This is a genomic window from Cupriavidus sp. Agwp_2 (genome assembly GCF_040784895.1).
Taxonomy (GTDB): domain Bacteria; phylum Pseudomonadota; class Gammaproteobacteria; order Burkholderiales; family Burkholderiaceae; genus Cupriavidus.
Window position 1 is genome coordinate 875,818 of the sequence record NZ_CP088083.1, and the last position, 12,426, is coordinate 888,243.

9 protein-coding genes are annotated in these 12,426 nt (G+C 64.7%); 5 read left to right on the plus strand and 4 right to left on the minus strand.

Annotation, left to right across the window (positions count from 1 at the left end; translation table 11 throughout):
* Positions 1–42: 42 nt before the first annotated feature.
* Complete coding sequence (gene dnaE, locus LPA45_RS04070; RefSeq protein ID WP_116317844.1) at positions 43–3,558, plus strand: DNA polymerase III subunit alpha; 3,516 nt, start codon at positions 43–45, stop codon at positions 3,556–3,558.
* Between the two features lie 30 nt (positions 3,559–3,588).
* Here the strand turns inward: dnaE and LPA45_RS04075 are convergent, their stop codons facing one another.
* Complete coding sequence (locus tag LPA45_RS04075) at positions 3,589–4,596, minus strand: glycosyltransferase (RefSeq protein ID WP_116317415.1); 1,008 nt, start codon at positions 4,594–4,596, stop codon at positions 3,589–3,591.
* An 85-nt stretch (positions 4,597–4,681) separates the two neighbouring features.
* On the opposite strand from LPA45_RS04075, the gene LPA45_RS04080 reads away from it, so the two are divergent.
* Both LPA45_RS04080 and LPA45_RS04085 read left to right on the plus strand, forming a co-directional pair.
* On the plus strand, positions 4,682–6,133 hold the full coding sequence (locus LPA45_RS04080) for an O-antigen ligase (RefSeq protein ID WP_116317416.1): 1,452 nt from the start codon (positions 4,682–4,684) through the stop codon (positions 6,131–6,133).
* On the plus strand, positions 6,130–6,933 hold the full coding sequence (locus LPA45_RS04085; protein ID WP_116317417.1) for a glycosyltransferase family 2 protein: 804 nt from the start codon (positions 6,130–6,132) through the stop codon (positions 6,931–6,933). Before LPA45_RS04080 ends, LPA45_RS04085 begins: the two co-directional genes overlap by 4 nt.
* Here LPA45_RS04085 and LPA45_RS04090 read toward each other — a convergent pair.
* A complete protein-coding gene (locus LPA45_RS04090) occupies positions 6,930–7,967 on the minus strand; it encodes a glycosyltransferase family 4 protein (protein ID WP_116317418.1) in 1,038 nt (345 codons plus the stop codon). The genes LPA45_RS04085 and LPA45_RS04090 overlap by 4 nt on opposite strands.
* Positions 7,968–8,271: 304 nt before the next feature.
* On the opposite strand from LPA45_RS04090, the gene msbA reads away from it, so the two are divergent.
* On the plus strand, positions 8,272–9,996 hold the full coding sequence (gene msbA, locus LPA45_RS04095) for a lipid A export permease/ATP-binding protein MsbA (protein WP_116317419.1): 1,725 nt from the start codon (positions 8,272–8,274) through the stop codon (positions 9,994–9,996).
* Between the two features lie 49 nt (positions 9,997–10,045).
* On the opposite strand, the gene waaC is transcribed toward msbA, so the two are convergent.
* Positions 10,046–11,032 carry a lipopolysaccharide heptosyltransferase I gene (gene waaC, locus LPA45_RS04100; RefSeq protein WP_116317420.1) on the minus strand — a complete coding sequence of 329 codons (987 nt, stop codon included), beginning with the start codon at positions 11,030–11,032 and terminating at the stop codon, positions 10,046–10,048.
* 209 nt (positions 11,033–11,241) lie between these two features.
* Between waaC and LPA45_RS04105 the strand changes: the two genes are divergently transcribed.
* On the plus strand, positions 11,242–11,832 hold the full coding sequence (locus tag LPA45_RS04105; protein ID WP_367394948.1) for a peroxidase-related enzyme: 591 nt from the start codon (positions 11,242–11,244) through the stop codon (positions 11,830–11,832).
* An 18-nt stretch (positions 11,833–11,850) separates the two neighbouring features.
* Here the strand turns inward: LPA45_RS04105 and LPA45_RS04110 are convergent, their stop codons facing one another.
* Positions 11,851–12,366: a hypothetical protein gene (locus LPA45_RS04110; RefSeq protein ID WP_116317421.1), complete on the minus strand. Its 516-nt coding sequence runs from the start codon at positions 12,364–12,366 to the stop codon at positions 11,851–11,853.
* Positions 12,367–12,426: the final 60 nt, after the last annotated feature.

Here is a 12,426-nt window from a genome sequence, read left to right on the forward strand (position 1 = left end):
ATTGGAGGCCGGCGACCGGGCCGAGCCGGTACAATGTCGCCCATGTCTGCACCCCGCTTTGTCCATCTTCGACTCCATTCCGAATACTCCGTCGTGGACGGTATCGTCCGCCTGGAGGACGCCGTCAAGGCCGCTGCCGCCGATGGCATGGGCGCGCTCGCCCTGACAGACCTCGCCAACGCTTTCGGGTTGATCCGTTATTACAAGGAGGCGCGCGGCAAGGGCGTGAAGCCGGTGCTTGGGGCCGATGTCTGGCTGACCAATGCGGAGGACCGCGACAAGCCTTCGCGCCTGCTGCTGCTGGTGCAGGACCGCCGTGGTTACCTGAACCTGTGCATGCTGCTGTCGCGCGCGTGGCTGGGCAACCAGCATCGAGGCCGCGCCGAGATCGACCCGGCCTGGTTCCTCGAGCCGGGCGAGGACGACATGCCGCTGGCCACTGGCCTGATTGCACTGTCCGGAGCGATGGGCGGCGACGTCGGCATGGCGCTGGGCAACGGCAACCTCGATGGCGCGCGCCGCGCCGCGCAGCACTGGTCGTCGGTGTTCCCGCAGCGCTTCTATATCGAGCTGCAGCGCGCCGGCCATGCCGGCACCGATGCCTACGTGCAGCAGGCCGTGCAGCTTGCCGCCGAGCTGCAACTCCCGGTGGTTGCCACGCATCCGGTGCAGTTCATGACGCCGGACGACTACACCGCACACGAGGCGCGCGTGTGCATCGCCGAGGGCGAACTGCTGGCCAATCCGCGCCGCACGCGACGCTTCACCACCGACCAGTATTTCAAGACCCAGGACGAGATGTGCGCGCTGTTCGCGGACATCCCCTCGGCGCTGGAGAACGCGGTCGAGATCGCGCGCCGCTGCAACCTGACGCTGGAGCTGGGCAAGCCGCGCCTGCCGCTGTTCCCGACGCCGGACGGCATGTCGCTGGACGACTACCTGGTATTCATGGCCAAGGACGGCCTGGAAAAACGCCTGGCCGTGCTGTTCCCCGACGAAGCGGTGCGCGAGGCGAAGCGCCCCGAATACTACGCACGGCTGGAGTTCGAGACCGGCACCATCATCAAGATGGGCTTCCCCGGCTACTTCCTGATCGTGGCGGACTTTATCAACTGGGCCAAGAACAACGGCGTGCCGGTCGGGCCGGGCCGCGGTTCGGGCGCCGGTTCGCTGGTGGCCTATGCGCTCGGCATTACCGACCTCGATCCGCTCAAGTACGCGCTGCTGTTCGAGCGCTTCCTGAACCCGGAACGGGTGTCGATGCCTGACTTCGACATCGACTTCTGCCAGCACGGCCGCGATCGCGTGATCACGTACGTGAAGGAAAAGTACGGCAAGGATGCGGTGTCGCAGATCGCCACCTTCGGCACCATGGCGGCGAAGGCCGCGGTGCGCGACGTGGGCCGCGTGCTTGACCTGGGCTATGGCTTTGTCGACGGCATTGCCAAGCTGATCCCGTTCAAACCGGGCAAGCTGGTCACCATCGAGGAAGCGAAAAAAGAAGAGCCGCTGCTCACCGAGCGCGAGAACAACGAGGAAGAAGTGCGCCAGTTGCTGGAGCTGGCGCAGCGCGTCGAAGGCATGACCCGTAACGTCGGCATGCACGCCGGCGGCGTGCTGATCGCGCCCGGCAGGCTGACCGATTTCTGCCCGCTGTACACGCAGGGTGCGCAGAACGACGGCATGAGCGGCGTCGTCAGCCAGTATGACAAGGACGACGTCGAGGCCGCCGGCCTGGTCAAGTTCGACTTTCTGGGCCTGACCACGCTGACTATCCTGGACTGGGCCGAGCGCTATATCCGCCGCCTCGACCCGAGCAAGAACGACTGGAACTGCAGCCATATCCCGCTCGACGACAGCCCCGCCTTCGATATCCTGAAGACGGCCAACACGGTCGCCGTGTTCCAGCTGGAAAGCCGCGGCATGCAGGGCATGCTGAAAGACGCCAAGCCTGACCGCTTCGAGGACATCATCGCGCTGGTGGCACTCTACCGCCCGGGCCCGATGGACCTGATCCCCAGCTTCTGCGCGCGCAAGCATGGGCGCGAGAAGGTGGAGTACCCCGATCCGCGCGTCGAACCCGTCCTGAAAGAGACCTACGGCATCATGGTCTACCAGGAGCAGGTGATGCAGATGGCGCAGATCATCGGCGGCTACTCGCTCGGCGGCGCCGATTTGCTGCGCCGCGCGATGGGCAAGAAGAAGCCGGAAGAGATGGCGCAGCACCGCGTCATGTTCCGCGAAGGTGCCGACAAGAACGGCCTGTCCTCGCAGCAGGCCGACGACATCTTCGACCTGATGGAGAAGTTCGCGGGCTACGGCTTCAACAAGTCGCACGCGGCCGCCTATGCGCTGCTGGCGTACTACACGGCCTGGCTCAAGGCTCACCATCCGGCCGAATTCATGGCAGCCAACATGTCGCTGGCCATGGATGACACCGACAAGGTCAAGATCCTCTACGAGGATTGCAAGCTCAACAAGATCGCGGTGCTGCCGCCGGACGTCAACGCCAGCGAATACCGTTTCGCGCCGACCGATCCGAAGACCATCCGCTATGGCCTGGGCGGCATCAAGGGCAGCGGGCAGGGCGCGATCGAAGACATCCTGCGCGCGCGCGAAGAGGGTGGAGCGTTCAAGGACCTGTTCGACTTCTGCGAGCGCGTCGACCGCCGCCAGGTCAATCGCCGCACCATGGAAGCGCTGATCCGCGCCGGCGCCTTCGACAGCCTGAACGACAACCGCGCCCAGTTGCTGGCGTCGGTGCCGATCGCGATGGAGGCCGCCGAGCAGAAGGCCGAATCCGCCAACCAGGTCTCGCTGTTCGACCTGATGGGCGATGCCGGCGAAGCGCACCGCCCCGAACTGCTCGACGAACCGCGCTGGAGCCCCAAGCGGACGCTGCAGGAAGAGAAGCAGGCGCTCGGCTACTACTTCTCCGGCCACCTGTTCGACGCCTACCGCGACGAAGTGCGCCGCTTCAACAAGGGCACGCTGGCCTCGCTGGAGAAGGAAGTGCAGGGCAACGGCGGCGGCTTCGGCCGCGACGTGCGTGGCAAGACCATCGCCGGCGTGATCTCCGGCATCCGCACGCAGATGACCCAGCGCGGCAAGATGCTGATCGTGACGCTGGACGACGGCACCGGGGTGGTCGAGATGACGGTGTTCAACGAGGTCTTCGACGCCAACCGGCAGATGTTTCGCGAAGACGAACTGCTGATCGCCACCGGCAATGCGCGGCACGATACGTTCACGGGCGGCGTCCGGTTCACGGCGGAGTCGGTGATGGACCTGACCGCGGCGCGCATCCGCTTCGCTTCGGCGGTGCGCCTGGCGATGAATGGTAATTCGTCGACGGGCATGCTGCGCGAGCTGTTGATGCCGCACCTGGCGCGCGCCACTGGTGCGCAGGGATTGCCAGTGCGGATCGGCTACGAGGCCCGGACCGCGTCGTGCGAAGCCGTGCTGGGGCCGGACTGGCAGGTGGTGCCGTCCGACGAAGCGCTGGGCGCGCTGCGCCAGGCGCTGTCGGCGGAGAGCGTGAGCACCCTGTACGACTGAGCAGGGCGGACGAAGCTGCCGCCCGGCATTTCAGCCGCGCCTGAACAGGTTGCCCAGGAAGTAGAACGGCGCGTAGGCCGCTGGCGCCGCGGCGTACAGGAACATGCGCAGCCGGTGGCCGAGCGTGACGCGTCGCGCGCCAAACAGGATCCTTAGCCGCGCCATGTTGTCGGGCGCGGCAAAGACATCGGCGGTGTACTGTTCACGGGCCAGCTTGCGTGCCTTGAGCCGGCGCATGGCGTCACCGTGGCCGGCACGCTCGGCATCTTCGATGAACTGCAACGTTTCCGCCAGCGAGCTGCGATTGGTCAGCCTGATGCGGCGGACGAAATCCGCAGGCGTGTGCCACCTGCGCTTGCCCGAGGTGCCGCCGCGGCGGTAGTGCACCAGCGGTCGCCGAAGGTTGTATGCGCCGCCCAGCAGCGAAGCCCGCAGGGTCGTGATCTGGTCTTCCGAAATCATGCCGGGTGCGATCGGGCCGAATTGGTCGAACATGCGTCGCGTCCAGGTGTGCGAGGCGCCGATGACATGGGGGGGATGTCCCGCCCAGTATTCGAACGAACGATAAGAACCGAGCTCACTGTGCCGGATTTCGCCATGCAGCGTGCCGTCATACGCCATGTCGATGAGATCCGTCGCGATCAGGTCAGGCTGGGGGTGTTGTGACAGCCAGGCCTGCACTACCTCGCTGCAGCGGGTGGGCAGCGAAAAATCGTCCGCCGCGGCGACAAAGATGAGTTCCCCGCGCGCCTGCGCGACCAACTTGCTCAAATGTCCGCTGATTCCCAGGTTGACCGGGTTGCGCAGCAGCGACACGGTGTGCGGGCCGGCGTACCCTTCCAGCGCACGCTGTGCGGTGGCATAGGTGCCATCGGTCGACGCGTCATCGGAGACAAAGATCTCAAGCTGCGGGTAGTCCTGGGCCAATGCGCCGCGGATTGCCGCTTCAATGAAATCCTGCTGGTTATAGGCGATCAGAAGCATCGAAACCAGCGGGAGCGCTGCTTCGGGGGCGTGGTCGCGGTGAGGCAATTCCATCACAAATACCTAGATAGACAAGCGCGCAAGATACCACGCCAAGCGGCGCCCCTGATCGGCAGTCCGGTTACTCGAGGTTGGTATAATGCGCGGTTTTGCAGGCAAATTGTCCGGCGGCAGCTGCCGCCCTTTATTGCCTGCCGTTTGCGTCGTACATATTAGAGATGTAACGCCCTGTATCAACACACCCGTCAAAGCGAATCAATCAGATAGAAGTACCCGGATGCAAAGGAACAGTTTCGCCATTCGCATGGCGGCACTTGCTGCCGCATTGTCGCCATTCCTGATCCTTACCGTGCAGGGAGGCGCCGGATACTGCTATTTCGCGGTTTTTGCTGCCGGCCTGCTATGGCTGCGGGACGCCGCCAACCGGCAAACGGGGTGGCGCTTGCTGGTTGAGTACAAGTGGTACGTGCTGGCAATGACTGCCTATCCGCTAGCCGTGCTGCTGCAGCAGGTGATCGGCGGCTACGTGCTGCCGCGTGCGCTGGACGCGCCGGCGCGCCTATTCCTGATCCTTCCTGGCTTCCTGCTATTGTCCGCGGTGCCGGCTAGCCAGTTGCGCGCCGTCCAGATCGGTTGTGCACTGGGGGCGGTCAGCGCGGCGTGCTGGTCGGTGCTGGTGCTGGTATCACCCGCTGATTGGGTCATCTCGGGCCGCGCCGGCAATCCGTTCACCAACCCGATCCCGTTCGGGGACACGGCGATACTGCTGGCCTTCATGAGCGCCGCACCGCGCCGGGAAGGCAGCGCGCCCACCTGGGAACGTGCGCTGCGACTGTTCGGGCTGGCCTGTGGCCTGTTCGCATCGTTTGTCTCAGGCAGCCGCGGGGGCTGGATTGCCGTGCCGATCATGCTGTGGCTGCTGACCATGCACCTGCGTCGCCAGCACAATGTATCGCCAGGACTGCGTATCAGCGTGATCGTCATCATGACGCTGGGCCTGACTGGCATCGCCAGCACACCCATGTTCCACGAACGCATGAACGCGGCGATTTCGGATTTCGACAAGATGGCGCACGGCGATGCGAGTACGTCGATTGGTATGCGCGTGCAACTGTGGGAGGCATCCTGGACGCTGTTCACGGAGCATCCCGTCCTGGGCGTGGGGCGCGGGCGGCTTGAGGCCTCGCTGCAGGAAATGGCCGACCAGGGTCGTATTTCAGCGCAGATCGTCAACGCTCATGCGCATAACGAGATTTTTTCCACGATGGCGGAAATGGGCAGCATCGGCCTGATCGCCCTGTTCCTGCTCTATTTCGGCTCCAGCTATTACTTCTGGCGCCACCGTCGCTCCAGCGATCCACCGACCGCTACGGCTGCCACCATGGGGCTGGTGATGACCTTCGGCACCATCGTATTCGGCCTGACCATCGATGTATTCACATTGATCATGAATGCAGCGTTCTATGCGCTCACCACGGCAACGCTGCTGGGCATCATTGCCAACCGGCGGGCGACGCTGGCGGCGAAGGATGCCAGTTCGGGCGCTGAGTATTCCAGCCCACTTTCCATGAAAGGTAACTCTCCAACATGACGGACACCCGCGCGACCATCAGCGTGATCATCGTGGCGATGAACGAGGCGCACGATATTGGCGACTGTCTTGCCTCGGTGCGCGACTGGGCAACCGAGATGATCGTGTTCGATTCCGGCAGCACCGACGGCACCCAGGACATCTGCCGCAGCTACGGCGCGCGGGTATTCGAGACGGACTGGCCGGGCGATGGCCCGCAGAAGAACCGCGCGCTCGACCAGGCTACCGGGGAGTGGGTGCTGTGTCTCGATGCCGACGAGCGTGTGGGCGATGAGTTGCGCGCCGAGATTTTTGCCGTGCTCGAAGGCCGTGCCCCTGAATCCTCGCACGTTGCCTATTCGATGCCCCGGCGCTCCAGCTTCTGCGGCCGTTTCATGAAGCACTCCGGATGGTGGCCGGACCGCATCACGCGCCTGTTCCTCCGTGGCAAGGGTCGCTTCACCGATGTGCGCACGCATACCCACATCGAGCTGCAGGGCACCACGGGGCGCCTCAGACACCCCATCATCCATATCAGCATCCCGACCCTGCATGAAGCGCTGGACAAGAACAATGTCTATTCCAGCGAAGGCGCCAAGACCATGTATGAGCAGGGCAAGCGCTCTTCGCTCGCGAAGGCGATCGGGAAAGGCATGTGGGCTTTCCTGCGCACTTATGTCTTCCGGCTGGGTGTGCTCGACGGCCCGGAAGGCTTCATGCTGGCCGTGGCGAACGCCGAGAGCACCTACTACCGCTATCTCAAGCTGATGCTGATGTGCAAGGCCGCAGACAAGGCGGCCCGGCAGGCATACACCGCCTAGAACAGGCGCCGCAAGCCGTCCAGGTGGGCGGCCAGGCCAGGATCGTAGGCAATGTGGCGGAGCGGTTGCGCCACACGGGCGGTGCCGCTGGCGGCCCAGTCCGCCGCGGCTGCGAGCGCGGCCCGGATGCTGGCCGGCTCGGTACGCGAGAAGCGCCGCGAGACCTGGTCGTCCAGCACCTCCAGGCAGGAAATGTTGTCGGCCAGCAGTGCCGGCGTGCCGCACAGTACGGATTCGATGGCAACCAGGCCGAATGGCTCATAGCTTGACGCCAGCACGGTGAAATCCGCGGCGCGGTATAGGTCCGCCATGTTCTTGCAATAGCCCAGTTCGCGTACGCCCGGCAACGAGCCATGCACCGCGCGCCCGGCCACCGCGATGACGCCGTTGATGCCACTGCCCGCGAGTGCCTCGGCGAGCGGCCGCAAGCCCTTGCGCTCGTGGTCCGACGAGGGGAAGAGGAATATCAGCTCGTCGCCAAACCCGAATTGTTTGCGCAATGCCGCCCGCGTAACGTCGTCTACGGGGCTGAACCGCTCCGGGTCCACGGGAGGATAGAGCAGGGCAATCCTGGATTCCGGCAGGCCGTACAACGACTGCAGCTCCCCGGCCATCAGCTTCGAGTGGGCAACCACATAGCGCGCGGCCTCGTAATGCCGGCTTTCCAGGGAAATCTGCGCGCGATCCCTGGACGTCGGGTTGCGCCCCGCAGTGCGCAGGAAGCCGCGATGGGTCCCGCCGCATACGGCGATGTCGGCCCCGACGATCCGGTTGCAGCCGATCAGCACGTCGCAGTGCCGATGGGCATTGCGCATGCCCCAGGAGAATGCCGCATCCCGGAACCGGCCCGGCAGCCAACGGACGTGCACCGTATGGCGGTCTACCGCCCCGAATTCCGGCACATCGGTGTCGAATCGCCGGGCAAAGACGGCGGGGGGGTCGCCAGCAGCCAGCAGGCCGCGCACCAGGTCCAGCGCGTAGCGCTCAAAACCGCCGCCGCGGCCAAAGCGGTTGCAGGAAATTCCGATCTTCATTCAGGGTTGATTCCGTTGACAGTCGGTCTGTTGCGGCTGCATGCCCGGAGGGTGTGCCGGGAGGGCAATCCACTATAATCGCGTCTTTGCCATTTCCAGCCGGCAAAAGGTGCCGGGGGATGCCCCCGGAGCGGGCGTGCATGCGGCCGTGGCGCCGCATCAGGCGCTGCCGCGCACGGCCTCGCGTGCCGGGCGGCACGAGTGCGCCATTGTACCTGCAGCCTTTGCAATGGCCGCCGGCATGTGGCGCTGAATCCTTTAAGGAGTCTTCTTGTCCAGTCTTCCGACTCAAGGTACGCCCTCGATGGCCACGCGGCTGTGGTCATACCTGCGTCCTGAGCTCCGTATCTTTGTGGCGGCGATCGTCGCGATGGCCGTGGTCGCGGCCAGCGAAGGCGTGATCCCCAAGGTCGTGAATGACCTGCTCGACAAGGGCTTCGGCGGCAGCTACGCCGGCACCCTGTGGCATGTCCCGGCCATCCTCACGGGCGTGGCGCTCATCCGCGGCGTCGCGCAGTTCGCTTCCGGCTACCTGCTGAACCTGATCTCCAACCGCGTGCTGCTGAAGATGCGGATGCAGATGTTCGAGCGCATGCTGCACGCGCCGGCAGCGTTCTATCACCGCAATACGGCGGCATCGCTGATCAACGCCGTGATTTTCGAAGTCAACCAGGTGCTGCAGATCCTGACCAGCGTGTTCATTACGTTGGTGCGCGATTCGCTCACTGTGGTCGCGCTGCTGATCTACCTGTTCTATACGAACTGGCGGCTGACGCTGATCGTGGCCGTGATCCTGCCGGTCATCGGCTACCTGATGTCAAAGATCAACCGGCGGCTGCGCAAGCTGAACCGGGACCACCAGACCTACACCAACAACGCTGCCTATGTGGTGGAAGAAGCCGCTGGCGGCTACAAGGTGGTCAAGCTGCATGGCGGCGAGGCGTACGAGCTGTCGCGCTTCCGTACCGTGGCTGAGCGGCTGAAGAATTACTCGATGCGCATGGCGGTGGCCGGCGGCCTGAACCAGCCGGTCACGGCATTCCTGGCGGCGCTGGCCCTGTCCGTGATCATCACCATTGCCATGGTGCAGGCGCAAGGCAACCAGACCACGGTGGGTGGCTTCACCGGCTTCGTGATGGCAATGCTGCTGCTGATCTCGCCGCTGAAGCACCTGACCGATATCAACCAGCCCCTGACCCGCGGCATCACTGCCGCCGAGATGATCTTCCGGCTGATCGACGAACCGGTCGAACCGCAGGATGGCGGCAAGGCGATCGGCCGGGCCCGCGGCGAACTCGCCCTCGAGGGCGTCGGCTTCCGCTATGGCGATGCTCCGCGCGCGGCGCTGGAAAACCTCGACCTGCGCGTAATGCCAGGTGAGGTGGTGGCGCTGGTTGGCCCGTCCGGCAGCGGCAAGACCACGCTGGTCAACCTGGTGCCGCGTTTTTTTGACCCGACGCAAGGGCGCATCCTGCTAGACGGCCTGCCGCTGCCGGAGCTGGCGCTGAAGGATCTGCGCGACCAGATCGCGTTCGTCAGCCAGGACGTCGTGTTGTTCAACGACACTGTCGCCAACAATGTGGCTTACGGGGCGCAGCCGGACGAAGAGGTAGACATGGCGCGCGTCGAGCAGGCGCTGGCGGCCGCCTACCTGACGGAGACCGTCAAGGGCCTGCCGGATGGCGTGAACACCAATATCGGCGACAACGGCATGAAGCTGTCCGGCGGCCAGCGTCAGCGCCTGGCGATTGCCCGCGCGTTGTACAAGGACGCGCCGATCCTGATCCTGGACGAGGCGACTTCCGCGCTGGATTCGGAGTCCGAGCGCCAGGTGCAGGCGGCACTCGAGCAGTTGATGAAGGGGCGTACCACCCTGGTCATTGCCCACAGGCTCTCCACCATCGAGAACGCCGACCGGATCGTCGTACTGGACCATGGCCGCGTGGCGGAGCAGGGCACGCACGACGAACTGCTCGCAGCCAACGGGCTCTATGCCGGGCTGCACCGGATCCAGTTCGCGACCCAATAACAAGAAAAGCCCGGCTTCCACCGGGCTTTTCGCTAACTACTGCTTGCGCTCAGTTGAGCGAAGTGACCGGCGGTTGCACGCCCATGACTTCGTCGATCGCGGCCAGCACCGCGGCGCGCGTCGGAATATCGCCGTGGCCGCCAAGCGAAACGGCACGCCCGGGCGCACTGACGCCGTACAGGTGACGGGAAGTGGTAGTGAAGAGGATCACGGTCGGGCGGCGCAGTGCGTCGGCAATATGCACGAAGCCTGTGTCCATGCCGACCACCAGCGAGGCCTTGCCTGTCATCTGGGCCACGCCCGTGATGCTCAGGCGCGGCATGACCTCGGCGCCTGGTACGCCGGCGGCAATGGTCTCCGCTTCCTTGCGCTCGGCCTCGTTACCCCACGGCACCAGCACGCGCAGGCCCCGCGCGGCAATCGCATTGCCCACGCTGATCCAGTCCGCCACCGGCCATTTCTTTTCCTCGCTCGACGTGGCGTGGAACAGCATGGCATAGGGCCCCTTGTCAGCCGGCGCCGGCGTGTCCGGCGGCATGACAAGGCCGTAGTCCATGTCGTCGCTCAGTGCAAAGCCGAACGCGCGGCTGACGGCGCGGCGCATCCGCTGCCGGGAGGAATCCGCATCGATGTGCGGGGCGAAGATGTGGTTGTAGGCGAAGCGCGCACCACTTTCCCCCAGCTCCTCGACCGGGTAGCCGTAACGATGGCGCGTACGCGCCAGGAACGACACGATGGCGCTCTTGTAGACGCCATGGACATCCAGCACCGCATCGTATTTCTCGCGCCGCAGTTCGCGCAGCGCGTTGAAGATCTCGCGCAGGCCAGCCCAGCTGCGCTTTTTCTTGAAGCCGCGCAGTGGGGCGGCAATGACGCGTTCGATGCTAGGGTTCCAGCGCGGCACATCGGCGCAGTAGGAATCCGCGATCCAGTCGATCTTCACGCCGGGAAAGGCCCGCTGCAGGTCAGCGACCAGCGGCTGGGTGAACACCATGTCGCCCAGCGAGGTCAGCTTGACGATGAGAATACGTTTCATCGGGAAGAGATAGCGCACGCGAGTGGGGGCGCTTGCCTGGTTCAGGAAGGGACGTAGTATGCCTTATCCTGCGGACATCTGGTTCTGCGATGCATGAGCAACATGGTGCCGGGCCCCGTGCCGGGGATCCGGTAGACTTTGAAGCACCACCCAGTACAGACATTAGGGACGACAAAGTCGACGAAAACGCATCGCCAACAGGAGACACCATGCCCGACACCGCTTTGGCCATCAGCCGCTATCCCGTTCCCGCCCTGAAAGACCTCCCCGACGACATCCGCGCCCGCATCCTGGAAGTCCAGGACAAGGCTGGCTTTGTCCCCAATGTCTTTCTGGCGCTGGCACACCGCCCCGACGAATTCCGCGCCTTTTTTGCCTATCACGACGCGCTGATGCTGAAGGAGGGCGGGCTGACCAAGGGCGAGCGCGAGATGATCGTGGTGGCGACTTCCGGTGCCAACCAGTGCCTGTATTGCGTGGTCGCGCATGGCGCGATCCTGCGGATCTACGAGAAGAAGCCGCTGGTGGCGGACCAGGTCGCGGTGAACTACATGAAAGCCGACATCCCGCCGCGCCAGCGGGCCATGCTCGATTTTGCGATGAAGGTGTGCAAGGCGTCGCATGAAGTCGGCGACGCGGATTTTGCGGCGCTGCGCGAGCATGGGTTTTCCGACGAAGACGCGTGGGACATCGCCGCGATCACCGCGTTCTTCGGCTTGTCGAACCGGATGGCCAACACCATCAGCATGCGCCCGAACGATGAGTTCTACCTGATGGGCCGCGTGCCGAAGGCGAAGTAGGCAGCGCGCCGGAGAAGCTCAGCGCACCTCGGCGCAGTTCCCGCTCTTGGGATCGAACAGCACCGGCCAGGCCTGCTCGTAGATGCCCGGGGTGCAGTACTTCTCGCAGCGGTTATGCGCCAGGGTCACGCGGCGCGGATCCTGCCACACCAGCAGCTTGCACTGGCTGCCGTCGATGGCCTGGAGTTCGATGTGCGGCGTGGTGCGGACCTGGCGGAACTGGACCAGGTTGAACTCGCAACTGCCGCGCCGCGACACCCACAGTTTCCACCTCAACGCCTCCACCTTGTTGGCGGTGACGTCCATCAGCGCGTCCTCGCGGAAGCCGTCTTCCTCGGTGCGCTTGCATGCGCCGGCAATGGTAATGGTCTTGGCTGCGATCGGCGCCGCGCGTGCCTTTGGGGGCGGCGGTGCTTCGGCAACTGGCGCGGCTGGGCGCGGCGGCGGTGGCCGGTACTGGGCGATTGGCAGCGGCACGCAGGCGGTGCCCACCAGGACGGCCAGCAAACAGGCCCCATGTTTCGTGGCGTTCATGCCGGACTCCTTCTCGCACCCTCAACCTTCGCTTAGTTATAGCGGATCGACGACGAATAA